Here is a 26,167-nt window from a genome sequence, read left to right as displayed (position 1 = left end):
CTGGCTTGTGAGCCGAAACAGGTTCGTTCCCGGATTGCCGATGCTCTGAACGGAACCGAACGGGCCGAATTTGACTACCATTGGGGTATGACAGCCCGCCCAGCCCAACTGCCGCCGGCTGGCGATTGGCGGGTTTGGCTTGTGATGGCGGGACGCGGATTTGGGAAGACACGGGCTGGCTCAGAATGGGTGCGCAACATCGCGGAAACGGATTGCAATGCGAGGGTCGCTCTTGTGTCATCATCTTTGGCTGAAGCGCGAGCCGTAATGGTCGAAGGAGAAAGCGGCATCATGGCTTGCTCCCCACCTGATCGTGCACCCATTTTCGAGGCCTCTCTAAGACGTCTTCGTTGGCCCAATGGTGCCCAAGCGCAGATTTTCTCGGCGGCAGAACCGGAATCTTTTCGAGGCCCTCAACACAGCCACGCTCTCCGGGCAGGCCCAGAAAGAGTTCTTTGTCAATCAGAGCTTTGCGATGATCGATGGGTTGCTTCAGCTAGCTGTCGACGCAAGCCTATCCGAACCACCGACAAACGCCGAAAATGGCGCAACCTTCAGGATCACACCCGAAGGCACCGGGGAATGGATGGGACAAGATAACAAGATCGCGATCAAGATCGCAGATAGTTGGAATTATTTCGAACCCAACGAAGGAATGCGAGTCTTTGATCGTACCGCTGACCGATTCTTGTTATTCAGATCGGGTTGGGTCGAGGCCATTGCTCCAGACATTCCTTCAGGTGGTCAAATCATTGACAATCAAGCAAGGGCGGCAATCGAAGACCTGATTCAAGCGCTTCGAAACGCTGGCATTTTCGCTGCTGCTTGAGTCAAAGGCGTGCGGTTGAGGCGCGATTTTCGCGATAATTACCAATCTTGCTTCAATTTTTCCGCACTGAGCACCTTATAGCGGCATTCTTGCAACAGTTTCGGTGTATTGATTGCTTGCCTCCCTTTTGCCGAGAAGTTAGATACAGCCAGTGCCTCAATCCTATAAAAAGGGGAATATAGAAATGCGCAAACTCGTCATAGGTATGGCGATGGCTTCGACAGCGCTTACCGCGCCTGCCACAGCTCGTGAGGGCGAGTGGTATGTCGAGATCGGCGGTGGCCCGATGCTCGTTGAAGACATCGAATTCGACGTCAATGGTAGCCCAGAAGAGTATTCAGGCGACTATGATAATGGTGCAGATTTCGGTGGCCTGGTTGGCTACGATTTCGGTGCCTTCCGCCTTGAAGCTGAAGCCAGCTATCGTACTGCAAACCTTGAAACGTTCACTGTTTCGCCAGGTTTTCTTAACCAAGTGCCAGCTGGCACATCGCAAGCTGCAAACGGCGAATTCAACGCTCTGAGCTTCATGGTGAACGGTCTTTTTGACTTTGGTTCGGATGATGGTCTTCAAGCATTCTTCGGCGGTGGTATCGGCGTTGCTCGGACTGACTTCGAAGCGCAGTATTTCTCCAACCTTTCGCCAGTGATCGATGATTCCGACACTGGTCTGGCTTGGCAGATTCTTGCGGGCGTTCGTGCTCCAATCAGCGACAGCTGGGATGCCGGTCTTCGCTATCGCTATTTCAACGCGCCATCGATCGAATTGTTCGATACGGTTGGCAACACACTTGATACAGATGCTAGCTCGCACTCGCTGCTGGGTACGCTGACGTACAACTTTGGCGGCGAAGACACACCACCACCACCGCCTCCGCCACCACCACCACCACCACCGCCTCCACCACCACCGCCTCCGCCACCACCGCCACCGCCACCGCCACCGCCGTGCAACACTGGCCCGTACATCGTATTCTTCGATTTCGACCAGTCAGACATCACTGCGGAAGCCGCGACAGTTCTTAATAACGCTGTCACTGCTTATGCGAATTGCGGAACGGCGAACGTTATGCTTGCCGGTCACACCGACCGTTCAGGCAGCGTGACCTACAACATGGGTCTGGCTGAGCGTCGTAACACTTCGGTTACCGACTACCTCACCGGTCGTGGTATCCCAGGTGCTCGCATCAGTAGCGAAGCGTTTGGCGAATCGCAGCCACGCGTACCAACCGCCGATGGCGTTCGCGAACTGCAGAACCGCCGCGTTGAAGTATCTTACGGTCCAGGTTCGGGCATGTAAGACTGAGCTTCACGCTCTACGAATTAAGGGGCCGGAGAAATCCGGCCCCTTTTTTGTTGCCATTAAGGTCGGGAAATGAATCATAGCTTGGAGGGAGCAGCGCTATGATGCGCCGAAAGCAATCCACTCTAAGTCTAACGGCAGGATCGACGACCGTTCAGTCCGAACTCCAACATTTATATTCAGTTCACTTGGAAAGTTCTTCGAAGGTTGAAGTAGAGGGATGCGGGCACGCCGGTGCCTTCGCAAGAAACTTCCTGCGGTTAGACAGCATAGCCTTTGTAAAACGAAATCCCGAGAACCGCTTGAATGCCTCTGAAGTGCCCTCGTTGATCTAAGGGGTTAGGCAATCGCGGTCATCAAAGTGCACGCAAGTGCCTACGGAGCCGATTCATTCCAGCGGCCAGCTAGGGGAAACTCACGCTCCTATGAAGCGGTGACCTGCTTTGCTCCAACTGGCTCACCTGCAGCGGTTGCGCGCTCAACAACGGTCTTGTTAGCCTTAGGCACCAATTTCAGAGCTGACACAAGCAACACAAATCCGATCGGTGTAATCCACAAAGTCGACAAAACTCCGGCGCTCAAATCACCGTCATTGAGGGCCGACACGTATCCTGCGGTATATGGCCCAAGGCCCAAACCGACCAATGTTGTCGCGAGGAAAAATGTTGCTGTGGCCGTCCCACGCATCCGCGGTAGGACCAAGGCTTGGCTGCTCGCCGCCGCCGCGCCAAGAGCTGACGCCGCCAATGCACCCACAACCACGTTAAGCACAAGGAACAGTGCCCAACTCTCCGTTGTATATTGAACATAAGCAAAAGGAATTGGGCTGAGCAGACCGAAAAGGATCACCCATATCCGCCCTCCTTGCGTCTTGAGATACAACGAATCAGCCATGCGGCCGCCGAGTATTACCCCCAGGAAACCGCCTGCAGCTCCTCCACCGCCGAGCCAGAAACCCAACTCTGCTTTTGACACATCAAAGACGCGTTCTGCGTAGGGCGCGCCCCAATATGATGCGGAATAGGCCATGAAGGCCACAGTGCCGTAACCTAAGATCGTGCAGAGAAATGCCGGCGAGCCCCATGTCAGTGCAAATGTCGGATAGTCTCGAATGCGCAACGCACTCGCCCAACAAAAGACCGCGTAATAGCCGATAGCCAACAAGGCCCATTGGTCCGAAATGGCGGGCATCTCTAAACCAATCAAGTTGCCAAGGGCTGCGATAATTATCCCTTGGCCGGACCCGAGCCACACAGTGATAAAGTGAGCAGCCACTTGTGCAGCCAGAAAAACCGCGATGTTGATGGCAAAAGAGCCAAGACCGCGTTGGGCAGCCCCGACAAATGTGAACGGTGGAATCACCGTGTAGAGTTCTTGAATGAAACCACGGAATGGGTGTGGGTCTTCTTCAGTTGGCAGACCATCTATTGCCCCTCGAACCGGTTCCCGAAGAGTGAAAACCCAAACCGCGAGGAGCAGCCCAGGCAGTCCGACCGCGATAAACGCAGCCTGCCAGCCAGCAAGACCTAGAAATGGGTCGCCATCTGGGAATGTGCGATTCCAGTTATCGACAATCAGCCCGCCAATGGCGAGTGAAACGCCGCCGCCAATATAAAGGCCGGAGGAATAGATCGCGAGCGCCGTTGCCCGCAAGCGAGCCGGAAACCAATCGGAGATCAGCGAGTATGCTGAAGGGCTTGCCGTCGCCTCACCTACACCAACACCGATCCGCGCAACTGTAAGAGTCGCCGCATCTTTCGCAAATCCAGAAACGGCTGTCATGGCCGACCATAAGGTCAAACCAAGGGTCATAAGTCTCACGCGCTTCCAACTGTCCGCGAGTTTTCCAAGCGGTATCCCGAACAACGCATAAAAAATCGCGAATGCGGTACCATATAAGAAGCCTAGATATGCGTCATCAACGCCAAGGTCCGCTTTGATATCGTTGGCTAGGATCGAGAGAATTTGCCGGTCAATAAAGTTCAAAACGTAGATAAGGACCAGAACGCTTAGGGCATACCAGCTATAAGCTGGAACTGGTTGTTCGACCTGCTCCGGCTCGACAGTCTTCGCTTCTGACAAAATTGATCCCCTCGTCCACGCTACTATTTTTTTGAGCTTGCGCCGTGGAAGCGTCAGGCTGCGTATGCAGTGCTATCTGTTATTCCCGCTTCGGCAAAACCCTTTTTGCGTAAACGACAGGAATCGCAGAGTCCGCAGGCCTTGCCAGCTTCGGTTGGATCATAACAAGACCAACTCCACGAAGGGTCCAAATTCAGTCGCTCACACTCCGCCGCGATGTCCGCTTTCGTCATATTTTGGAGCGGCGCATGGATCGTGAATGGGCGCCCTTCGATCCCCGACTTTGTGCCTAATCGCGCCGTCTCGGTGAAACTCTCGATGAATTCTGGGCGACAATCTGGATAACCAGAATAATCAAGCGCGTTCACGCCGATGAAGACATCGCGCGAATTGGCCGCTTCTGCACATGCCGTCGTTAGCGCCAGGAATACCAAGTTTCGTGCTGGAACGTAGGTGACAGGAATATCGTCACCGACCCCCGACTTCGGAACGTCAATTGAATCGGTCAGAGCCGAACCGCCAAAGGCACGAAGATCTAGCGCGATTTCGACTTGGCTCGCCAAACCCAGCTTTTCTGCAATCTTCTTGGCAGAATTCAGCTCAAGTTTGTGCCGCTGGCCGTAATCGACCGATAGCGCTCGAACTTCATAACCCCGTTCCTTTGCGATCGCGGCGGTTACCATAGAATCCAGTCCGCCGGAGAGCAGGACGATAGCTGTTGGTTTGGAAGTCGTGTCTTTCATGGCCAGTCACTTAGCCGGATACACTTATTAAGCAATCAGCAGCTGCCCGTTCGGCGAGCTTCACCTGCAAGCTGAAATGGAGTTCCGGATGCGATACCCTGACTTTCAATCTGCACGAGCGAGCCAGTTTCACGGCGGATCGATGTTCGCCCATAACCGTTGCCCGGACAGGTGTATTGAACGGTAACACGTGAAGCGCTGTCTTCGACTACAAAGCGGTTGCACCCACCGTCGCCGTGCCGGAGTTGAATAAGCTCCTGTCCACTACGAACGCAAATCTTCCGCTCTGGCGAACCATCACGATACTTGATCGTCCATTCGCCTTTGACCAGCTCAGTGAGCATGGAAAGGCCACCGGATTGCGCGAGCGCGGGCAATGCGAAACCTAGCGCTCCTGCACCAAGCAAAGCGGCCACATTTCTAACTGGATTAAGTTTGCGCTTTTTCATTCGTGTATCATCGCCTTTTTGCGGAAGATCGCTTGCACATAGTGGCCATTGAGCGATGAGCCGTTTCTGAATAGCGGCCAATTGTTAAATCTGTAGCTCAAAAGCCTTTGCACAAAACGCGCAATCCACCACGATCTTCCCTTGTTCATTGCGCATCTCGGCCTGCTCAGCGGTCGGAAAGCGTCGGATGACGCCTTCATAATATTGCTGATTGCACCGGCAACCGCGCGATAGGCTGGCGCCAGACTGCACTCGCACCTCCTCTTCTTCGTGAAAGAGACGCCAAGCGATTCCTTCCATCGAAAGTGCCGGATCGAGCAATTCATCATGGCTGATGCTCGACGCCATCACGGCTACATGCTCCCAGTCCGGATGGTCCATTTTGACATGCAACCGCTCGCGGCCTTCCTCACCATCCGCAAGGTGCTGAAGCAAAAGACCGCCCGCGAACGAGCCGCTCGCTCCCGCCTGACTGGCCACGCGAATCATCGTCGGGATTTGTTCTGATTGAGTAAAATACGCTTCGCACGCATCGGTAAGCGTCTCACCCTCAAGCGGCACAATACCTTGGTATCGCTGCCCCGGTCCGGTTTCGAAAGTGATCGCGAGATAGCCATCTCCGAACATTGCGGACAATGATGGATTCGCACCAAGCCCCTCCAATCGCTCCCCGTCGAACTCGGCATAGCCGCGCATATCACCAGCGCGAAAATCACAAACGAGCAAGGATACAACGCCCGTCTGCGATTGAGCCTGCAGCGTCATTTGTGCCTGCTCCCCCTTCAACAAGCCTCCCATAAGAGCTGCGAGTACAAGCGCTTCACTCAACAAATGCGTGATGGGTGCAGGGTAGTCATGTGCTGAGAGTACATCCGCGATAACCTGATCAAGACGCACAATGCGAGCACGGGCATTTCGCGCAGGCAGCGTGAACCCCAGGATTTTATCTGAGAATGTTTCCGTTTGCGTGTTCATAACCGGGCATATGGTGCCTCCCAGGCAGCTGTGGAAGACCCTCAGCGAAATCTGCGAGGTTTATGCGGGGCTATCCCAGCAAGCCGAAGCTCCAGAGAAGAACCGACTTCTGCGCATGAATGCGGTTCTCGGCTTCATCGAAGACGACGGACTGATCGCTTTCGAACACATCCTCGCTTACTTCTTCGCCGACATGTGCCGGAAGACAATGCAGAAATATCGCATCAGATTTTGCCGAGGCCATCACTTCTGAATTAACTTGAAACGGTTCCATCGCAGCCCGCTTTTCATCAGCGTCAGCCTGACCCATCGAAATCCACGTATCGGTTACAACGACATCGGCTTTGCTTGCGGCAGCCTTCGCATCATGCGTGAGCGTGACAATTGCCCCGCCAGCCCTCGCCATTTCGACGAATTCGCCCTCCGGTTCGTATCCAGCGGGTGTCGCGATGCGAACGTTGAATTTCATCAATCCCGCCGCTTCTAGGATCGAGTGAAGCACATTGTTGCCATCACCCAACCATGCGACCTCGAGACCCGGGAGAGCTTTGCCATGCTCGATCACGGTGAGGAGGTCTGCTGCGATCTGGCACGGATGGGACCGGTCCGTAAGGCCATTGATCACGGGCACGCTCGCATGACGCGCCATTTCTTCAATCTTCGCGTGATCATCCGTTCGCAGCATAATTGCATCGACCATCCGGCTCAACACGCGCGCTGTATCCGCAATGGTTTCGCCCCGTCCAAGTTGGCTTGACCCCGCTTCGAGAATGAGAACCGTGCCGCCTAGCTGACGCATTGCGATGTCGAAGCTTACCCGAGTTCGGGTCGAATTCTTCTCAAACACCAGCGCCAGCACACGTCCGTCGAGCGGACGATCAGCGTCGGCCCTGCCTTTTGGCCAACCAGCGCGCGCCGATTTGCGATCAATCGCGTCATTGATCATCTCCGCGATAGCATCAGGACCTGCGTCGCCTAAATCCAGGAAGTGCTGATAGGCCATTATGCTGATTCAGGCACCTTGAAGCTCGCCGCACCGGCCGAGAGTTTTTCAAAGAACTCGTCGATCTCAGCATCACCGATCACCAATGGCGGTATCACACGTAAGGTCTGATCGCCCGCAGCCACCGTAAGCAACTGGTGGTTATCGCGGAGATGGACAAAGAACGGGCGGCTTTCGACCTTCATCTTGATGCCAAGCATCAGGCCCTTACCGCGCACCAATTCAAACAGTTCAGGATAATTCCCGATAAACTGTTCGAGACGCGAGCGGATGCGTTCGCCTTTGTCGGTGACTTCGGCGAGAAATTCATCATTTGCCACTGCGTCCATTACCGCGCTGCCCGCAGCCATCCCGAGCGGATTCCCGCCGTAAGTCGAGCCATGTGTGCCGAAGGTCATCCCGCGCGCCGCTTTCTCCGTTGCGAGGCACGCACCTATTGGAAAGCCCCCGCCGAGACCCTTAGCGCTCGCAAGAATGTCGGGATCAATCCCATAGTGCTCATGCGCGTACATCTTGCCAGTCCGCGCGACGCCGCATTGCACTTCGTCCAGCACGAGCATCAGATCATGCTCGTCTGCCAGCGCGCGAAGGCCTTTCATGAATTCATCGGACGCTGGGCGGATACCGCCTTCACCCTGAATTGGCTCAACCAGAAAGCCGGCTGTGTTCGGCCCGATCAGCGCTTTCGCGGCTTCAAGATCGTCAAACTCAGCGTATTTGAACCCTTCCAACAATGGCGAGAAGCCATGGTGCATCTTGGTCTGATTCGAAGCGCTGATCGTCGCCATCGTCCGACCGTGAAAGGCATTGGTGAAGGTGATGATCTCAAACCGGTTTGCATCGCCTTCGTCACCTGCATTTTGGTGATAAGCGCGCGCGCACTTGATCGCTGTTTCAACTGCTTCCGCACCCGAATTGGTGAAGAACACCGTGTCGGCAAAGGTGTTATCGACCAATTGTTGGGCCAGCTTCTCACCCTGAGGGCTGCCGTAAAGATTAGACACATGCATCAGCGTTTCCGCCTGTTTTTGCACTGCGCCAATCAGGCCTTCGTGTGAATGGCCGAGTAAGTTCACCGCGATACCACTCGCGAAATCGAGATAACGGGTGCCATCTTCATCAATCAAATGGCAGTGCTCGCCGCGGACCGGACGAACGCCGCAGCGCGGGTAAACAGGCATAAGCGGGGTAATGGACATACGGTGATTCCCAATTCCGAAATCGAGTGCAAAAACAAATGGCGGCCCATAAATGAGCCGCCATCTGGATTGAGATAAGGCCGCTCGTTCGCTGGGTCAAACGGCCTGACAAGTTTTAGGAGGTTTACTCCTGAACAGGCGAAAGATTGACCGCAGAATGCTTTCCGCGTCGATCCACCTCAAGGTCAAATTCAAACCGTTCACCTTCGGCAATTTCCGTAAGGCCCGAACGTTCGACCGCGCTGATATGCACAAACGCGTCTGGTTGGCCATCATCACGCACGAGGAAGCCAAAGCCCTTCATCGAATTGAAGAATTTGACCGTTCCTGTCGCTTTTTCACCGGTAAGCTCACGCTTCGGTGGGCCTGCATCGGCTTTAGGCGCTGCGATAACATCGCCGACAATCTGCAGATCTTGAGCCGAAACTTTTCCGCCGCGATCGACGAGGTTGAATTCAAGCTCCTGACCTTCGGCCAAGCCTTCAAGACCAGCCCGCTCGACTGCACTGATATGAACAAACACATCTTCGCCGCCAGTTTCCTGAGCGATAAAGCCGAAGCCTTTTTGACTATTGAAGAATTTCACGGTGCCTTTGCCGGTACCAACGACCTGCGCTGGCATGCGGTTGAAACCACCGCCACCACCGCCGCCGCCGCGATCACCGCCGCCGCCACGTGGGCCACCGCGATCTGCGCCGCCGAAACCACCGCCACCGCGAGGTCCGCCGCGATCGCCGCCGCTATAACGGTCGCCACCGCGATCGCCGCCGCCAAAACGGTCGCCGCCACGGTCATTGCCGAAATCGCTCGGCGGGGAATATCCATCCATGCCGCCGCCAAAAGGATCAAAGCTGTCCTCGCCGAATCCGTCGCGCTTGTCCTTGCCGCGCCGACGTCCTCTATCGTAACCCATAATTCCGTACGTACCTTGTCACACTGCCCAAACCTTCAAAACGCCGATAGCGAGGACAGTAATCCGTACCGAACGCGGGCAATAATCCGATGGATCGGAACAGCCCTCTTAAGCGTGTCATAGCGCACAAAGCCCTGCTTTGCGAATGTTTTAACTTGCAGAGCCTCTATCGCGCATAATTATGACATTTTCGCACGGAATTTATGATGATCACGCCAAAATGCGAAATTGAATTCGATTGCTGCGCAGCGTAGTTCGAACCGAAATCAGATGAGGCCATCATTCCATGAACGAATTTCGCAAACTAACCGATTCGGTATTCGCCAGCGCGCAAATTGAGCTTCCCGATGTCGCGGCCGCCAAGGATGACGGCTTCACCCTGATCATCAACAATCGGCCAGATGGTGAAGATCCAAGTGCGCCGCAAGGGAGCGAGATTGCTGCGGCAGCTGAACAGTCAGGCATCGCCTATTTAGAAATTCCCATCGGCCATTCCGGGTTCAGTGAACCGCAAGTCGACGAGATGGTCGCAGCGCTTGCTAGCGATGATGCGAAAGTGCTCGCCTATTGCCGCTCGGGCACCCGCTCGACATTCCTATGGTCGCTTGCCCAAGCGAAAAACGGCGGCAATCCCGATGAAATCGCCGCAGCGGCCATGCAGGCTGGTTATGACATCAGCCCGATCCGTCCGATGATCGACATGCTCGCCGCGCGCTAACTCTACTTACGGTAATCGAGCGGCGGTGCGCGGTCGCCGAGCAGAGAGCGGTACTCATAGTCCTCGCCGCGAGCCGCATCGAATTCGGCCCGAGCGGCCGCGCGCAGTTCGGGGTTGGTGAACAGCTCCACAGCCATCAAGGACATCGACTTCGCGGCGACTTGTGTCCCCTTATGTCCTATTGAGTGCCCGCTCGCTGCAACCGCTTGCCAGCTATGCGCGCTCGTTCCTGGCACCCAAGTGGCCGTACGGACGCCTACCGTTGGAGTCGCCCATGATACATCACCGACATCAGTAGATCCGTATCCCAGGCTCTTTTCGTATTCACCGATTTCACCCGCACTTGCGAGAGGCTTTGCCGCATCGCCGAGCGATTCTTGCAACTGCTCCGCCCAGGCGCGCTCTTCATCGGTGTATTCTACGCCGCCGACCTGCCGAAGCTTTTGGTCCATCACTTTGGCCAATGTTTCGTTGACCAAAAGTGGATTGTTGCCGTGGATTACTTCCCATTCGACTTCGGTGCCAGTTCCCGTAGCGGCGCCGCGTGCAGCATTCTCAAGCCGCGCCCAAATCTCTTCAACTCCATCGGGATCGGGATGGCGGACGTAATAGAAAACCTCGGCAAAATCAGGAACGACATTCGGAGCGTTACCGCCCGAAGTGATCACATAGTGCATCCGCGCATCCTGCGGCATATGCTCGTGCAGCATGTTCGCCATCATGTTCATGGCCTCAGCCCCATCGAGCGCGCTGCGCCCGCGTTCCGGTGCGCCGGCCGCGTGAGCAGAAATCCCTTTGAAACGGAACTTGGCGGAACGGTTGGCGAGGCTCGTTTGCGCCGCCGCGCTGTTTTCATCGCCGGCATGCCAATGGATCGCCACATCGACATCATCGAACATGCCAGCGCGGGTCATATAGACTTTGCCTGACCCGCCTTCCTCGGCTGGCGTGCCGTAAAACCGAATACGGCCCGGTGTGCCTGTTTCCTCCAGCCATTTTTTTACGGCGATGGCGGCGACCAGCGATCCGGCGCCAAACAGGTTGTGCCCGCAGGCATGGCCCGCATTCTTGCCTTCGATTATTTCCCGCAAAGGCGAGGCAGACTGGTTGATACCGGGCAGCGCATCCATTTCCGCCATAATCGCGATGACCGGCCCGCCTTCACCCCATTCGGCCAGAAAGGCTGTCGGAATATCGGCAATGCCTTGCTCAATGCGGAAACCTTCTCCGGACAGCTCGCTTTGCAACAATGCCGTTGTTTGGGTCTCGAGGTATCCGAGCTCCGCCAATTCCCAGAGCTGCTGAGCCACACGCTCGGTCCGCTTTGCATCGGCCTCGACGAAGGCAGTCGGATCGACTGCGTGATCGTCGGCAGCCAGCGGTGCAGCCGAAACAAGAAGCGTGGCAGACGCAGCGGCGGTGAGCGTGGTGAAAGGCAATTTCATGGCAATCTCCTGTTGCGGCCATGCTTGCCGCAAAGCGCAGCTCATGCCAATCCCGGATGAACATGGAAATTCATCCGCAAATCCTGATCTTCGCTGGTTCATTGATCGCAATTCTTGCCATAACCGGATTAGCCAAACTGCTCCGGCTCGGGGGCGAGACGGCATTCTGCGATGAGGCCGAGGCACGGCGCGCCGCCGCCGAAGTGGAGGACGGGTATGAGGCGGTCGCAGTCGCCTTGGATGCAAGCGGAGCGGGCGCGTTGCTGAAAGATTCGTCGGGGCGGATCATGGTCATAAAGCCGCATGGCAATCAGTTTGCGGGCCGCATCCTCACGCCCGATGCAATGGCTTCAATTTCAGACGAGAGAATCACCGTTTCCACTGGGGAGGCGCGCTTTGGCGACGTTGACCTAACGCTCGCAAACTCTGCGCCTTGGGCAGAAGCGATCAATCGGCTAAACAGCACAGACGATGCCTGAATTCTCCCCCACCCAATTTGCCGTGCCTCTCTTCGTAGTCGCCGTCCTGGCTGAAATGCTGTGGGCGAGGTTCCGCGCACCCGAGAAATATGAGCCGATGGACACATTGGTAAGCTTGGCGTTCGGACTGGGCTCGACAGTCGCGGGCGCTTTGTTCGGCGGTTTTGCCCTTTATGTGTTTATCGCTGCTTACGAATATCGCCTGTTTGACCTCGGTCCTGAATGGTGGATCGTTTGGTGGGCATGGCCGCTTGTCTTTATTCTTGATGACCTCAAATATTATTGGGTTCACCGTGCGGGGCACCGGATCCGATGGATGTGGGCAAGCCATGTGAACCACCATTCCAGCCAGCATTACAACCTATCAACCGCGCTCAGGCAGTCGTGGACCGGATCATTCACGTTCGGATTGCTCTTTGCCCTGCCATTGGTGCTGCTTGGCTTTCACCCGGCCATGATCGCCATCGTCGGCGGCTTCAATCTGATCTACCAATTCTGGATCCACACCGAAGCCATCGATAGGATGCCGCGCTGGTTTGAAGCCGTAATGAACACGCCGAGCCATCACCGCGTGCACCACGCGACCAACCCACGCTATCTCGATCGCAACTACGCTGGCGTGTTTATTATCTGGGACAAGATGTTCGGCACGTTCGAGGCCGAACGCGATGATGAGAAAATCCGGTATGGCATCATCAAACAGCTAGGCAGTTTCAACCTGCTGTGGGCCGTGTTCCACGAGTGGATCGGAATGATCACCGACATTTGGCGCAGCCCGTGGAAGCATAAGCTGTCCTATTTGCTGCGTCCTCCCGGCTGGAGCCATGATGGCTCGCGCGAAACCTCCGACACGATCCGCGAACGCTGGCGCGCCAGAACCGGCCAAAGCGACGCTGTAAAACCAGTTGCTTCGAGAAACCCGATTGAAAGCCAAGGCGAAGCTGCGTAGTCCTGTCTCTCAAGAGGAGAGATCATGGAGAGTTTCGATTACGTCGTTATCGGCGGAGGAAGTGGTGGCAGCGCAGTCGCCGGGCGCTTGGCTGTTGATGGCACCCGCCGTGTCTGTTTGATTGAGGCGGGCGGACGGAATGACAATGTCATTATCAAAACGCCAGGCTTTATGCCGTTCATCCGCAATTCCTCGAATTACAAATTCGACACTGTTCCGCAAAAGGGGCTGAATGGCCGGATCGGGTATCAACCGCGCGGAAAAGGGCTCGGCGGATCATCCGCAATCAACGCGATGGTCTATATTCGCGGCAACAAATGGGATTATGACAACTGGGCGGCGATGGGTTGCGACGGTTGGTCGTATGAGGATGTGCTGCCCTATTTCAAAAGGGCGGAATCGAATGAGCGCGGAGGCGATAAATATCATGGCGAAGGCGGGCCATTGTTCGTCTCCGATCAAGGATCGCCCAACCCCACAAGCCACGCATTTGTCGAAGCGGCTGCATCGCTCCAAATGCGTCCCAATGATGATTTCAACGGCGAGCGGCACGAAGGCTTTGGCCTGTATCAAGTGACGCAGCGAAACGGCGAACGCTGGTCCGCTGCCCGCGCCTATGTCGAACCGATCCGTGAGCAGGGCAATTTCGCCATCCGCACAAAGACACTGGTTGAAAAGCTCGTTGTTGAAGGCGGCCGTGTGACAGGTGTGATGGTCCGGCGCGGGAAGCGCAGCGAGATGATCTATGCCCAGCGCGGCGTGATTCTCTCTGCTGGTGCATTCAATTCGCCGCAGATCATGATGCTATCGGGCATCGGCCCGGCGGAGCACCTCAAAGACAACGGTATCGACGTAGTGTTGGACCGCAAGGATGTCGGTGGGAACCTGCAGGATCACATCGACTATGTGTCCGGCTGGGAAACGGAAAGCGACGTTCCGATTGGCGGCACGCTGAAAGGTACGCTCAAGATGGCTGGCGCCATTTTCGAACACCGCCGCAAACGCACCGGCGCGATGACCACGCCATATGCCGAGGCAGGCGGATTCTGGACCGTGATGAAAGACGCTCCAGCACCGGATATTCAGTGGCACTTTGTTCCTGCTGTGCTCGAAGATCATGGCCGCGAAAATGTGAAAGGTTACGGCTTCTCTCTACACGCCTGTGTGCTGCGTCCAGAAAGCAAAGGCACGGTTCGGCTGGGGTCGGGTGATGCTGCGGCGGCGCCTGTGATTGACCCGAACTTCCTCGACGATGATCGCGATATCGCAACTTTACGCGAAGGTATTCGCCTGTCGCACCGGATTGCGGATGCGCCGCCGTTGCAGGTCTATGGTCCGACCGATCGGCACCCAGTCGATCTGAATGACGACGCCGCTCTCGATGAAATGATCCGCAACCGAGCGGACACAGTCTATCACCCGGTCGGCACGTGCCGCATGGGCGCAGACGACGATGCGGTTGTTGATCCGACGCTGAAAGTGCGCGGATTGGAAGGTCTCTGGATCGCCGATGCGAGCGTCATGCCCAAGATCGTAAGCGGCAACACCAACGCGCCCAGCATTATGATCGGCGAACGCTGCGCTGACTTTATCAAGGCAGCCGAAAAAGCCTGATCTGACTCAAGCGTCTCTGCTTAAAGGGCAAATACCAAAAAAAGGGGCCGGAGCGGGTATGCCGCTCCGGCCCTTATCAGTTTGTTCGTTCGCAGGAGGAACGTGTGGAGGCGGGAGAAAAGGAGAGGAGAGAGTTCTTCCCCCGCCAAACTGGTTGTCTAATTGTAGGCGCGTTCCCCGTGTTCGGAGATGTCGAGCCCGTCGACTTCGGCTTCTTCTTCGACACGCAATCCGATCAGCATCTGGACAATGAAGCCAGCGATCAGAGTGCCGATACCGGCCCATACAATCGTCACGAGCACACCCTCAGTCTGAACCCAAAGCTGAGCCAAGAGGGGGGTAGAACCGTCGCCAGGACCACCGAGGAATGGCTGATAGACAAGGCCTGTTCCGATAGCGCCGACAATGCCGCCAATGCCGTGGATGCCGAATGCGTCCAGCGAGTCGTCATATCCGAACTTCGCCTTCACCTTCGCAACGAAGAAGTAGCAAACGACAGAAGATGCGATGCCGAGCAGGATGGCGCCAAATGGTCCGCTGTTACCCGCAGCCGGTGTGACAGCAACAAGACCAGCGATCACGCCAGAGCAGAAGCCAAGAGCGGAGCCCTTGTGTCCTGCCATGCGCTCGATAACCATCCATGTCAGCGCGCCAGCGGCAGTCGCAACGAATGTGTTGATCATCGCAAGACCAGCAAAGCCATCGGCTTCCAAGGCGGAGCCAGCGTTAAAGCCGAACCAGCCAACCCACAGAAGGCCAGTGCCGACCATTGTCATAGTAAGCGAGTGCGGTGGCATCGGCTCAGCCGGGTAGCCGCGACGCTTGCCAAGAAGGTATGCGAGAACCAGACCCGAAACACCTGCGTTGATGTGCACAACAGTACCGCCAGCAAAATCAAGCGCGCCCGCCTCAAACAGCAATCCGTCACCTGCCCATACCATGTGGGCGATCGGGAAATAGACAATTGTCAGCCAGATCGGAACGAAGAGCATCACGGCGTTGAACTTCATGCGCTCGGCAGTGGCGCCGAGGATCAGCGCGGCAGTGATCGCGGCGAATGTCATCTGAAAACTGACAAAGACATATTCACTGATGACTTCATCAGTGAATGTCGCGGCCGTGGATTCTGCGCTCATGCCAGCAAGGAAGTAACTGCCCCCACTGATAAACTGGCCCAAAAAGCCTTCAATCGGAACCGATCCGAATGCGAGCGAGAAGCCCCACATCACCCAGATCAGCATCGCCAGAGCGGCGGTCGAGCCGATCTGGGTCATGGTCGAAAGCATGTTCTTCGAACGGGTCAAACCGCCATAAAACAGGGCCAGACCCGGAAGGATCATCAACAGAACCAGAACGGTTGATGTCATCATCCAGGCATTGTTGCCCGGATTGGGAACTGCCGCAGCGGCTTCTTGCGCGGCGGCGGCAGTTGATATGAAGAGCGAGGAGCCAGCGACACCTGCTCCGGTGAGAAATTTGCGGATCATGCGTTGTCCCCTTTAGAGCGCTGTTTCGCCCGCTTCGCCGGTGCGAATGCGAGTTGCCGATGCGAGATCGAGCACGAATATCTTGCCATCACCGATTGCATCGGTGTTGGCGGTCTGCTGGATCGTCTCGACAACCTGCGCGGCGACTTCATCGCTGGCAGCTATTTCGAGCTTCACTTTCGGCAGCATGTTGGTGGAGTATTCCGCACCGCGATAAATCTCGGTTTGGCCTTTTTGGCGACCGAAACCCTTAACTTCGGAAACGGTCATGCCGGCGACGCCGATAGAGCCCAACGCTTCGCGGACCTCATCGAGCTTGAATGGTTTTATGATGGCGATGATGAACTTCATCTGTGCCCCCTTTGGCTCACCGGGTTCATCCCGGCGGGTTTAGGAGTGCAAACGGTGTGCCAAATCTCGATTCATCGAATTCCCGAGCGGCGGGCATCCCTTATGGCGGCACAACAGACAGATAACTTGCCCAACATTTAATCTTTTGTTTATTTTTTAGGCATCACATTCATAAGAATGCTCTGGCCGGGCTAGAGCAAGATACAAAATTTCAGATGAATCTACTCACCCGTAATATACCTGTCTGTTGCCCGGGTAGGCAGCCCATCGATGCTTTTGGTTCTGGTAGCGGCTTTCGCCTCCCACTCGGCTGGCTCAGACAGGCGGTGCGCCTTTTTGAGTGTTTCGCGCTCGCCCTCAAGGCTCATAAACGGAACACCCCAGCCGCAGCTGGTCTGGATGCTTTCGATGGCAATATCAAAAATTTGCCGCGTGCCCGGCATCATTGTGAAATGATCCGCCAGTTCATCCCAGCCATCATCCTGAGGCAGGACGGGCTTCCCCTTGCCATAAATGCGCAGGATTAGTGCAGGCCGGTCAAAGTTGGTGAACATGATCGTGATACGCCCCGCATCATCTTGGTCAGCGATCAGATGCGCGTGCGTCTCGTTGCCGGATCCGGCAAGATCAAGATAGGCAACCCGTGTTGGCGAGATGACGCGAAAGGCATCATAGCCTTTGGGGCTGAGATTGATCCGTCCATCGGCGGCAGCGGTGGCCACAAAGAACACTGGCTGTTTCTCAATCATCGCCACATGCTTGGGCTCAAGCGCATCGAAGAAATCAGCCATATTTTCGCTCCGTCAGTTCAGAGAAAGTCTTGCAAGACTTTCATGAATTTGTCGAACTGGTCGTGATGAAGCCAGTGCCCGGCTTCCTTGAATTCGACCACCTCCGCATTATTGAAGTGTTTGATCCGGCCGTCTTTCTCCGGATTGGAAGCCCAGCTGTCCGCTCCATAAAGCAGCAAAGTCGGGCAGGAGATCGCCGCCCATGTCGCCTCGATAAATTCATCAGCGACATCTTCCACGCCCCACACGTTCAGATGCGGATCGAATTTCCATGTATAGGTGCCATCTTCGTTGCGGGTCACGCCATGGACAGTCAAATGCTTGGCCTGAACCTCGGTAAGGTAGGAGTTTTCCTCAATCATCCGGGCGAAGGCAGCTTCGATAGTGTCGTATTTGCGCGGGCTTCGACCAGCGGCCTTGCGCTTTTTCTCGATCCACTCACGCATCCGCTCGGGATAGGGGGTGGAACGCTGCTTTTCTTTCCACTCTGGCGACGGCCCCAACCCTTCGATCGCGACCAGCTTTGTTACCATATCTGGGAACATACCGGCGTATCGCAGCGAGACATTGCCTCCCATCGAATGGGACACAATCGTAACGGGCCCACGCCCCAGTTGATGCACCAGCTGCGCAAGATCATAGACCATATCGTTGGAATTGTAGTTGCCGTCAGACACCCAATCGCTGTCCCCGTGCCCGCGATGATCCATCGCAACGACATGCCAATCCTGCGCCAGCTGCTCGGCAGTCCAATCCCAGCTACGCGCATGATCACGCCCGCCATGGACGAGAACAAGCGGCGGCTTTTCGTGATTGCCCCAGTCGAAATAGTTCAGCTTGAGGCGCTGCGAGATAAAGGTCTGCGAAGTCGGGCCGGATACAGTCATGGATCAGGCTTTGCCGCGAATGGGCCAAGCCTGCAAGACTACCTTTCCTTGGTGGCGGAAAAGGTGAGGTCGGGGTTCTTTTCGACCTGATAATTCACATCCCAAGGGCTCTTGGCCATGAACACCATGTCGCCATCACGGTCTTTTGCGAGGTTGGCGCGATTGAACTGCTCGAATTCATCCAGCGCCTTCTGATCACCCTTAACCCAGCGCGCGGTTGCAAAGGGCGCTGCTTCCAGAGCAGCCTCGACCTTATACTCCGCCGATAGACGCGAGATCAGCACTTCGAGTTGAAGCTGTCCGACAACACCAACAATATGCTGCGCACCCAGCTCCGGGTAGAACACCTGGATGACGCCTTCTTCGGAAAGATCGTCGAGCGCCTTGCGAAGTTGTTTCGTCTTGGTCGGATCTTTCAGCTGAACGCGGCGCAGGATCTCCGGTGCAAAATTTGGCAGACCTGTGAAGCGCAGCACGTCCTTTTCAGAAAGCGTATCGCCGACGCGCAAAGTGCCGTGGTTCGGGATGCCGATAATGTCGCCTGCCTCGGCGGTATCCGCAATCTCGCGGTCCTGCGCGAAAAACAGGATCGGCGAATGGATCGCAATCGGTTTACCAAGACCGGACGGTGTCAGCTTCATCCCACGCTTAAACGTGCCCGAAACCTGACGCATAAAGGCGATCCGGTCACGGTGGTTCGGGTCCATATTGGCTTGCACTTTGAAGATGAAGCCGGTGACTTCATCGTGATCAGGCGCAATTTGCTCATCGCCAGCCGGTTGAGGACGCGGCGGCGGAGCGTGCTTGGCAATCGCATCGATCAGTTCGGTAACGCCGAAGTTCTTGAGAGCCGATCCGAAATAGACAGGCGTCAAATCGCCGCTGCGATAGGCCTCCAAGTCAAACTCGGGATAGCCGACCTGCGCCAGTTCGGCTTCTTCGGCGAAATTGTCAGGGATTTCAGGATCGCTATCGCGCTTGCCGAGAAACTCTTTGGACGGCCCCTCGGGACGGCTGACTTCGCCGCTGGCGAAATCCAGTATGCCTTCAAATTGGCCACCCATTCCGATGGGCCACATTTGCGGCGACACGTCGAGGGCGAGCATGTCGGCCACTTCATCGAGCGTCTCAAACGGATCGCGGCCTTCGCGGTCTACCTTGTTGACGAAGGTGATGATCGGAACATTGCGAAGCCGGCAAACCTCGAACAATTTTCTGGTCTGCGGCTCGATACCTTTAGCCGCGTCAATCACCATTACGGCGCTGTCTACGGCGGTTAGGGTCCGGTAGGTGTCTTCTGAAAAGTCCTCGTGGCCCGGCGTATCGAGCAGGTTGAAGGTGATCGTTTCGCCCTCGTATTCTTTCTCGAATGTCATCACAGAAGACGTGACCGAGATGCCGCGTTGCTGCTCGATCTTCATCCAGTCAGACCGCGCACGCCGCTGCGCCCCTCGAGCTTTCACCTCGCCCGCCAAGTGAATCGCGCCGCCTTGCAGCAGCAGCTTTTCCGTTAGCGTCGTTTTACCGGCATCGGGGTGCGAAATGATCGCGAAGGTGCGGCGATTGGACATGATGTGTCAGACCCGAACGGCTTAACCGCGCAGTTCCGCCCCCTGTTTGGCTGCAGAGGCCACAATCGCATCCGAAATCGCTTTGAGATCGGCGTCTTTGTAAGACTTCTCTTGCGGTTGAAGCGTCACTTCGACTGCGACCGATTTCTTGCCTTCCGGCACGCCTTGGCCTTCGAAAACGTCGAACACTCGGGCGTCTGTAATGTTCGCCTTATCAGCAGATCGGACTGCGCGAATGAGATCGGCTGCGCTTGTGCTTGTAGGAATTAGGAACGCAAAATCGCGGGTCACCGATTGCAAGGCCGGCGGCGTGAAACTTGGCCGTGCGAAGCTGACGGGGCCTTTGCCGGCTTTCTTCTGAGGGATCGCATCGAGGAAAATCTCGACCGCGGCGATCGGGCCATCCACATCAAACGCCTTGAGCGTCGCAGGATGGATCATGCCAAACCGCGCAAGCACCTTCTTCGGACCAAGGCGCAGAGTTGCCGATTGCCCCGGATGGAATTGCGTGCCCTCGCCATCGACGACAGGCTCCATAACCATCAGCTTGTCCGCTGGCGCGCCCGCAGCGGCCAGCAATTCGAGCGCCGATGCCTTCGCATCATAAGCGTCAAACATCGCAGCTTTGCCATTGGCCCAGCCGCGCGCCACTTTCTCACCCGACAGCACAACACCCACCGTAGCGCGTTCATCGCTCATGCCGTCAGAGCCTCGGAAATACCGCCGCCCGATTTCGAACAGACGGCTCGACGTGCTGCCCCGCGTTGCCGCGCGTTTCGCCGCCATCAACAGTCCGGGAATGAGCGACGGGCGCATCACTTTCATGTCTTCGCTGATCGGATTGGCGAGCTTCCAAAGATCATCGGTCGCGGTGAAATGCGCAGCTTCCGCTTCGGGAAGGAACGACCACGTAATCGCTTCGTTGAGCCCGCTTGCCGCTGCTGCGCGGCGCAGCTTGCGTTCAAGGATTTGCTCCGCCGTAGCGGTCGGCCTCGCAACGCCTTCGGCGCGCGGCAAGGCGACGCTTTCCACTTTGTCGAGGCCGTGAATACGCACGATCTCTTCGACAAGATCGGCTGGCCCTTCGATATCGTGACGACGCAGCGGGCAGGTGACCTGCCAATCATCCGAAACCGCGAAATCGAGACTTTCGAGAATACGGCGCTGTTCATCACCCGCGACTTCGACGCCGCCCAGTTTTGCGGTGAGCGCGGTATCGAAAGCCACCACTTTGGCGTCGCCCGGTGCTGCACCTGCATGCACTTTTCCGCTCGCCGTGCCGCCCGCCAGTTCGACGATCAAGCCGGTGAGCAGGTCCAGGCCATCATCCAAAAATTCCGGATCAACCCCGCGCTCGAAACGCGTGCGCGCATCCGAAGCAAGGCCAAGCTTCCGGCCCGTCACACCGATGCGCGGCGGATCGAAATAGGCGATCTCCAGCAGCAGATCGGTCGTGTCATCGGATACACCCGAATTCTCGCCGCCCATAATGCCGGCAATGTCGTGGACCTCTTTATCGTCCGCGATCACAACCATACTGTCATCGAGAGTATAGGTCTTCTCATTAAGCGCGAGGACCTGCTCGCCGGTCTTTGCACGACGCGCGATAGCTGCACCCGACAGCTTAGACAGATCGTAAGCATGCGCCGGACGGCCATAGGCCAGCATGAGATAATTGGTCAGATCGACCAGCAGCGAGATCGGGCGCTGGCCAGCGCTTTGCAAACGTTGCTGCAGCCAATCAGGCGACGGACCGTTTTTCACGCCTTTGATCACGCGGCCATAGAATGCAGGGCAACCCTCTGCATCATCGGTGCGGATTTCGACCGGGCATTCGCCGGATGCGTCGAATTTCGGAAACGCAATCGGTTTGAGCCTGCCCAGCCCAGCCGCCGCGAGATCGCGGGCAATGCCGTACACACCCATGCAATCCGGCCGGTTCGGCGTGATCGCAACGTCGATGATCGGAGAGGAACCGTGATAATCGGCAAAGCTGTGGCCAACGGGTGCATCATCAGGCAATTCGATAATGCCGTCGTGATCTTCGCCCAGTTCAAGCTCGCGCACGCTGCACATCATGCCGTTGGATTCGACACCGCGAATGGCGCTTTTGCGCAGCTCCATACCGTTGGACGGAACAACCGCACCCGGCTGGCCGAGCACACCCATCATGCCAGCACGCGCATTGGGCGCGCCGCAGACAACCTGCAAAGGGTCGCCCGCGCCAGTATCAACGCTCAGCACCTGAAGCTTGTCAGCATCAGGGTGCTTTTCAGCGGTCAGAACCTTAGCAACGGTGAAGCCCGCAAGCCTCTGTGCCGGGTCCTCGACGCCTTCGACTTCCAAGCCGATTGCGTTCAGGCAATCCGTGATTTCGGAAAGCGTCGCATCGGTTTCCAGATGGTCTTTGAGCCATGTGACAGAGAACTTCATGAGGCTGCTCCCACACCGGCGGAAAGGGTCGGCTGATCAACCGCAGCAAATCCGTAATGCGAAAGCCAGCGCGGATCGCCGTCAAAGAAAGCGCGCAGATCGTTCATGCCGTATTTGAGCATGGCAATCCGGTCGATCCCGAGGCCGAAGGCAAAGCCTTGATATTCATCGGGATCAACGCCCGCCATTTCGAGCACACGGCGATTGACCATGCCGCTGCCGCCAAGCTCCATCCAGTCATGCCCCTCGGCATCGCCGTGGCCACCGACAACGCGGCGGTTGCCCTCGTTGGAATAGCCCACATCAACTTCCACACTCGGTTCGGTGAACGGGAAGTAGGACGGACGCAGGCGCAAAGTGATGTCTTCGCGCTCAAAGAATGCCTTGAAGAATGTCTCCAATGTCCACTTCAAATGGCCGAGATGGATGTCACGGTCCACGACCAAGCCTTCGACTTGGTGGAACATAGGGGTGTGGGTCGCATCGCTGTCAGAACGGTACACACGGCCCGGCGCGATGAGACGGATCGGCGCGCCGTGCTCTTTCATGCTGCGGATTTGGACGGGCGACGTGTGCGTGCGCAAGAGCATCTGCCCACCATCAGGTGCCGCATCAGGGAAATAGAACGTGTCGTGCATCGCGCGGGCAGGATGGCTTTCATCCATATTGAGCGCGGTGAAGTTGTGCCAATCGTCTTCGATCTCAGGTCCGGTTGCGACCGAGAAGCCGAGGTCGGCAAAAATTTCCGCCAACTCATCCATCACCTGACTGACAGGGTGGATGGAACCTTGCGGCGTGGCCGGAGCCGGGAGCGTCAGATCGAGCGTCTCGCTGGCCAGCTGCGCTTCGAGTTCGGCTGTTTCCAATGCGGCTTTCTTCGCATCAATAGCTTGGGCGATTTCGCCGCGCACGGCCTGTATCGCGGGAGCCGCCTCTTGGCGCTCCTCAGGGCTCATTCCGCCGAGTGTTTTCAGGGCCAGACTGACCCAGCCTTTCTTACCCAGCGCAGCGACGCGTTGCTCGTCCAGCGCCTCCAACGAAGCGGCGTCAGCAATTGCGGCGAGGGCCGCGTCTTTTTGTGGTGTCAAATCAGTCATGTTTCGGCTCAATAGAATGAGCGCGTCCGTTAGCGTTCTATCGGGCGCGTTGCAAAGCGCGATTGGAAACCCGGCGCGTTTTCACATCACTCTTTGCTCAAACGTCACGGTCGGGATTGTGGAGGCCCTGCACCGCCGCGCCCGCAATTTCCATCCGCGCCCGCGCAGCCGCGATCAGGAATGGCTTCTCCAATTTGGCGTAAGCGCTCGGGCTCATCCCCATGAAGCGTTTGAAATCGCGCACGAAATGCGCCTGGTCATGGTATTGATAATCCAAAGTGCTCAGCCACTTCATCGAAGGGTCGAGCATGAACCGGGAAAGGCTGCGCAAGAAACGCTGCCGCCGCAGCAGAAGTTTGGGCGTGAAGCCGAATGCACGGCGCGACAAACGCTCCAAAGAACGAACATTCATACCCACACGCTCGGCGAGATCTTTGACGCTTGATAGCTCTGGGTCAACGAGAGCCGCGTTGATCGCGGAAATTGCGCGGTCCTGCGGCGATACTTTGTCCGCCAAGCCAGCCATGTGCCGCTCGATCTCCGACAGACCCCGATCAAAATCACCATCAGTTTCGACCAAGGCTTTTGCAAGGGGCAGAAACGCTTCAAAGGCGGTGTCCTGTGCTCCGTCAACAGAGCGATCTGCGTAATCGCCCGCCTGCGCATTGATCAATGCAGACCACCCAAGCGGGAGCAGGCCAATGCCCCAATTCCGTCCGCTGGAAAGCCTGAACCGCGCCGCGCGGCTGGTCGGGCCAGTGACAGAAAATTCCGGGCTTTCGGACAAAGGCTCACTGCCGATCGCTGAATGCGATGAGCCTTTGGTCAGGAACCGCAAATTCGGCCATTCGGGGTGGAGATAATCTTCGAGAACAGGCTCTGACGGGCTGCAAAGCACATCGGTGTGGTAATATGTCGTGACGTAGGCACGCAGTTCGGGCGCGGGCAGCGCGAAGCGGATCGTGACCGCATTTCCCGTACTGGCGTGCATTTCTGCTCCGATTCAAGCGGTGGTAAAGGCGCGGACAGACGGTTCCCGCCGAGCGCGACTATGTAATGGATTTATCGGAGGAAAATGTAAAACGCGATAACGCCTAGGCGGCAAACTCTTTTAGCGACTGGGTTTATCGAGCGCCTGAGCGGCACTGCCCCACACCCGTGCCCGCGCCTCCATAAAGGAAGACAATATCGGATGATCGAGTGCCGCATATTCGCTCGGGTTCATCGTCATGAATTCACGGAATTCGCGCGTGAATTGCGCCTGATCGTGATATTCCCCGTCCATCGCTTCGGTCCAGCGGCTGCCTTGATGCAGCATGAAGCTGGTCAATGACCGCGTGAACCGCTGGCGGCGCATCAATTTCTTGGGCGTAAAGCCGAAATAGCGCCTGCACACTCGCTCCAGAGTGCGGATCGACATGCCGCATGCATCGGCCAGATCGCTGACCGCCAAAAACTCGCCATCAACCAACGCTTGATGGACCCGCACGATTTTTGGCTCATCCCGATTGGGCCGCATCAACCGGCCCATCAATTCCACAATCGCATCAAATTGTTCTTCGCGGGTCACATCGGGATCGCAAAGTGCGCTTTCCAGCGGAGCATATTTGGCGAAGGCCGGATGCTGCGTGCCGTCATGCACAGTGTTTGCCAGCTCGTGGGCATCCGCTTCAACAAAGCGCGCCCAACCAACCGGCAGGAACCCTATGCCCCACATCTCGGATGTTCCCAGCTCAAACTCTGCGGGAAGCGAACTGGGGCCCGTGGCATTGAAGCTGGCCCCCGATACCATCGACGAGCCGATCTTTGCCGTGGGGCGGCCGCCGCAAAAGAAGCGGATATTGCCCCATTCGGGTTGCAGATAATCATGAACACTGCCGCCATCGCCGACATTCAGAGACAAGTGATAGAAAGTCGTAAAGCAACCATCGAACTGCTTTGGAGGCGAGTGGAAGTTGCTGCGGACTGTATAGTCCGTCGAAGATCCTCCGACATCGCGCTTACTCGTTGCCATGCGCGGCTATGTGCCGAGAATGACGGTTTTGTACAAGGCTTTTGGCGGTTCTGTACAAATCGCTGTGCCACGCAGACACAAAAAGGGCCCCGTTGCGAACTGCAGCGGAGCCCTTTTTGAACTTCGAAAAGGCGCGTTAGGCTGGCAGTGCAGCCTTGGCCTGAGCGATAATTGTCTTGAACGCCGCTTCTTCATTCATGGCGAGGTCCGCCATGACTTTGCGGTCAAGTTCGATACCGGCAAGTTTCACGCCGTGCATGAATTGCGAGTATGTGAGACCTTCAGCGCGAACCGCAGCGTTGATACGCTGGATCCACAGAGCGCGGAAGTTGCGCTTGTTAATCCGGCGATCGCGGTATGCGTATTGGCCGGCCTTTTCGACAGCCTGGCGAGCAATACGGATCGTGTTCTTACGGCGGCCGCGGTAACCCTTGGCCTGGTCCAGAAGACGCTTGTGTTTTTGGCGCGTGGTAACGCCGCGTTTAATGCGTGGCATATCAGTATATCCTTATTCTGATGGGGAGGAGCACGAGGCTCGCGTCACCCTCAATCGAGGCCGTATGGCGCCCATTTCTTGATCGTCTTGGTATCGGGATCAGAGATCACCGAAGTACCGCGATTCTGGCGGATATACTTGGCATTGTGGTGCGTCAGGCGGTGACGCTTACCAGCGACGCCGTGCTTCACTTTGCCGGTTGCGGTGATTTTGAAGCGTTTCTTCACACCGCTTTTGGTCTTAAGCTTGGGCATTTCTATCTCCTTTATCAGAGACACATTGGACCAGCCCTGGCAGCCCTATTCGCCAGGCCGGACTCGAAATCTGTGTCGTGAAGGA

26 protein-coding genes are annotated in these 26,167 nt (G+C 56.6%); 7 read left to right on the top strand and 19 right to left on the bottom strand.

Annotation, left to right across the window (positions count from 1 at the left end; genetic code table 11):
* The first annotated feature begins 87 nt into the window (after positions 1-87).
* The 3 genes from MWU39_RS00225 to MWU39_RS00215 all read left to right on the top strand — a co-directional run bounded on the left by MWU39_RS00225 (position 88) and on the right by MWU39_RS00215 (position 2,129).
* A complete protein-coding gene (locus MWU39_RS00225) occupies positions 88-600 on the top strand; it encodes a terminase family protein (RefSeq protein ID WP_348646390.1) in 513 nt (170 codons plus the stop codon).
* On the top strand, positions 488-829 hold the full coding sequence (locus MWU39_RS00220; protein ID WP_348646357.1) for a DUF2793 domain-containing protein: 342 nt from the start codon (positions 488-490) through the stop codon (positions 827-829). Before MWU39_RS00225 ends, MWU39_RS00220 begins: the two co-directional genes overlap by 113 nt.
* A gap of 184 nt (positions 830-1,013) precedes the next feature.
* Entirely contained in the window at positions 1,014-2,129 is a 1,116-nt protein-coding gene (locus MWU39_RS00215) for an OmpA family protein (RefSeq protein WP_247157970.1), read from the top strand.
* Between the two features lie 426 nt (positions 2,130-2,555).
* Here the strand turns inward: MWU39_RS00215 and MWU39_RS00210 are convergent, their stop codons facing one another.
* From MWU39_RS00210 to MWU39_RS14505, 7 genes are all read right to left on the bottom strand, one after another.
* Positions 2,556-4,214 (bottom strand): MFS transporter, encoded by a 1,659-nt coding sequence (locus MWU39_RS00210; RefSeq protein ID WP_247157969.1) that lies wholly within the window; start codon positions 4,212-4,214, stop codon positions 2,556-2,558.
* A gap of 53 nt (positions 4,215-4,267) precedes the next feature.
* Positions 4,268-4,957, bottom strand: coding sequence for a 7-cyano-7-deazaguanine synthase QueC (gene queC, locus MWU39_RS00205; protein WP_247157968.1), 690 nt, complete (start codon positions 4,955-4,957; stop codon positions 4,268-4,270).
* 35 nt (positions 4,958-4,992) lie between these two features.
* Positions 4,993-5,406, bottom strand: a complete 414-nt coding sequence (locus MWU39_RS00200) for a hypothetical protein (protein ID WP_247157967.1) — start codon at positions 5,404-5,406, stop codon at positions 4,993-4,995.
* 84 nt (positions 5,407-5,490) lie between these two features.
* Positions 5,491-6,381, bottom strand: a complete 891-nt coding sequence (locus MWU39_RS00195) for an Hsp33 family molecular chaperone HslO (protein WP_247157966.1) — start codon at positions 6,379-6,381, stop codon at positions 5,491-5,493.
* Positions 6,382-6,451: 70 nt separating this feature from the next.
* Positions 6,452-7,384 (bottom strand): ornithine carbamoyltransferase, encoded by a 933-nt coding sequence (argF, locus tag MWU39_RS00190; protein WP_247157965.1) that lies wholly within the window; start codon positions 7,382-7,384, stop codon positions 6,452-6,454.
* A complete protein-coding gene (locus MWU39_RS00185) occupies positions 7,384-8,583 on the bottom strand; it encodes an aspartate aminotransferase family protein (RefSeq protein WP_247157964.1) in 1,200 nt (399 codons plus the stop codon). The genes argF and MWU39_RS00185 overlap by 1 nt, the downstream gene beginning before the upstream one ends.
* A 124-nt stretch (positions 8,584-8,707) precedes the next feature.
* Complete coding sequence (locus MWU39_RS14505) at positions 8,708-9,496, bottom strand: cold-shock protein (RefSeq protein ID WP_281501037.1); 789 nt, start codon at positions 9,494-9,496, stop codon at positions 8,708-8,710.
* A 286-nt stretch (positions 9,497-9,782) separates the two neighbouring features.
* Here MWU39_RS14505 and MWU39_RS00170 point away from each other — a divergent pair, with 286 nt between their 5' ends.
* Positions 9,783-10,214 (top strand): TIGR01244 family sulfur transferase, encoded by a 432-nt coding sequence (locus tag MWU39_RS00170; RefSeq protein ID WP_247157963.1) that lies wholly within the window; start codon positions 9,783-9,785, stop codon positions 10,212-10,214.
* Between the two features lie 2 nt (positions 10,215-10,216).
* Here the strand turns inward: MWU39_RS00170 and MWU39_RS00165 are convergent, their stop codons facing one another.
* Complete coding sequence (locus MWU39_RS00165) at positions 10,217-11,659, bottom strand: amidohydrolase (RefSeq protein WP_247157962.1); 1,443 nt, start codon at positions 11,657-11,659, stop codon at positions 10,217-10,219.
* Between the two features lie 62 nt (positions 11,660-11,721).
* Between MWU39_RS00165 and MWU39_RS00160 the strand changes: the two genes are divergently transcribed.
* Genes MWU39_RS00160 through MWU39_RS00150 form a run of 3 tightly spaced genes read left to right on the top strand, consistent with a single transcriptional unit; the run spans position 11,722 to position 14,701 of the window.
* Complete coding sequence (locus MWU39_RS00160; RefSeq protein ID WP_247157961.1) at positions 11,722-12,138, top strand: hypothetical protein; 417 nt, start codon at positions 11,722-11,724, stop codon at positions 12,136-12,138.
* On the top strand, positions 12,131-13,087 hold the full coding sequence (locus tag MWU39_RS00155) for a sterol desaturase family protein (RefSeq protein ID WP_247157960.1): 957 nt from the start codon (positions 12,131-12,133) through the stop codon (positions 13,085-13,087). Before MWU39_RS00160 ends, MWU39_RS00155 begins: the two co-directional genes overlap by 8 nt.
* A gap of 24 nt (positions 13,088-13,111) precedes the next feature.
* Positions 13,112-14,701: a GMC family oxidoreductase N-terminal domain-containing protein gene (locus MWU39_RS00150; RefSeq protein WP_247157959.1), complete on the top strand. Its 1,590-nt coding sequence runs from the start codon at positions 13,112-13,114 to the stop codon at positions 14,699-14,701.
* A 158-nt stretch (positions 14,702-14,859) separates the two neighbouring features.
* Here the strand turns inward: MWU39_RS00150 and MWU39_RS00145 are convergent, their stop codons facing one another.
* The 11 genes from MWU39_RS00145 to rpmI all read right to left on the bottom strand — a co-directional run bounded on the left by MWU39_RS00145 (position 14,860) and on the right by rpmI (position 26,082).
* Positions 14,860-16,188, bottom strand: coding sequence for an ammonium transporter (locus MWU39_RS00145; RefSeq protein WP_247157958.1), 1,329 nt, complete (start codon positions 16,186-16,188; stop codon positions 14,860-14,862).
* Positions 16,189-16,200: 12 nt separating this feature from the next.
* Positions 16,201-16,539 carry a P-II family nitrogen regulator gene (locus MWU39_RS00140; RefSeq protein ID WP_247157957.1) on the bottom strand — a complete coding sequence of 113 codons (339 nt, stop codon included), beginning with the start codon at positions 16,537-16,539 and terminating at the stop codon, positions 16,201-16,203.
* Positions 16,540-16,760: 221 nt separating this feature from the next.
* Entirely contained in the window at positions 16,761-17,330 is a 570-nt protein-coding gene (locus MWU39_RS00135) for a pyridoxamine 5'-phosphate oxidase family protein (RefSeq protein ID WP_247157956.1), read from the bottom strand.
* A gap of 17 nt (positions 17,331-17,347) precedes the next feature.
* Positions 17,348-18,217, bottom strand: coding sequence for an alpha/beta hydrolase (locus tag MWU39_RS00130; RefSeq protein ID WP_247157955.1), 870 nt, complete (start codon positions 18,215-18,217; stop codon positions 17,348-17,350).
* 38 nt (positions 18,218-18,255) lie between these two features.
* A complete protein-coding gene (locus tag MWU39_RS00125; RefSeq protein WP_247160265.1) occupies positions 18,256-19,791 on the bottom strand; it encodes a peptide chain release factor 3 in 1,536 nt (511 codons plus the stop codon).
* A gap of 18 nt (positions 19,792-19,809) precedes the next feature.
* Positions 19,810-22,221 (bottom strand): phenylalanine--tRNA ligase subunit beta, encoded by a 2,412-nt coding sequence (pheT, locus tag MWU39_RS00120; protein WP_247157954.1) that lies wholly within the window; start codon positions 22,219-22,221, stop codon positions 19,810-19,812.
* Positions 22,218-23,318 (bottom strand): phenylalanine--tRNA ligase subunit alpha, encoded by a 1,101-nt coding sequence (gene pheS / locus MWU39_RS00115; RefSeq protein ID WP_247157953.1) that lies wholly within the window; start codon positions 23,316-23,318, stop codon positions 22,218-22,220. Before pheS ends, pheT begins: the two co-directional genes overlap by 4 nt.
* A 97-nt stretch (positions 23,319-23,415) precedes the next feature.
* Positions 23,416-24,309 carry a helix-turn-helix domain-containing protein gene (locus tag MWU39_RS00110; protein WP_247157952.1) on the bottom strand — a complete coding sequence of 298 codons (894 nt, stop codon included), beginning with the start codon at positions 24,307-24,309 and terminating at the stop codon, positions 23,416-23,418.
* Positions 24,310-24,429: 120 nt separating this feature from the next.
* On the bottom strand, positions 24,430-25,332 hold the full coding sequence (locus MWU39_RS00105; protein ID WP_247157951.1) for a helix-turn-helix domain-containing protein: 903 nt from the start codon (positions 25,330-25,332) through the stop codon (positions 24,430-24,432).
* Between the two features lie 136 nt (positions 25,333-25,468).
* Complete coding sequence (gene rplT, locus MWU39_RS00100) at positions 25,469-25,828, bottom strand: 50S ribosomal protein L20 (RefSeq protein ID WP_218403746.1); 360 nt, start codon at positions 25,826-25,828, stop codon at positions 25,469-25,471.
* 50 nt (positions 25,829-25,878) lie between these two features.
* On the bottom strand, positions 25,879-26,082 hold the full coding sequence (rpmI, locus tag MWU39_RS00095) for a 50S ribosomal protein L35 (RefSeq protein ID WP_142787753.1): 204 nt from the start codon (positions 26,080-26,082) through the stop codon (positions 25,879-25,881).
* Positions 26,083-26,167 lie beyond the last annotated feature (85 nt).

Source organism: Erythrobacter sp. F6033 (genome assembly GCF_023016005.1).
Classification (GTDB): Bacteria; Pseudomonadota; Alphaproteobacteria; order Sphingomonadales; family Sphingomonadaceae; genus Erythrobacter.
Note: the sequence above shows the minus strand (reverse complement) of the source record. Positions and strands in the feature narration are given on the sequence as shown.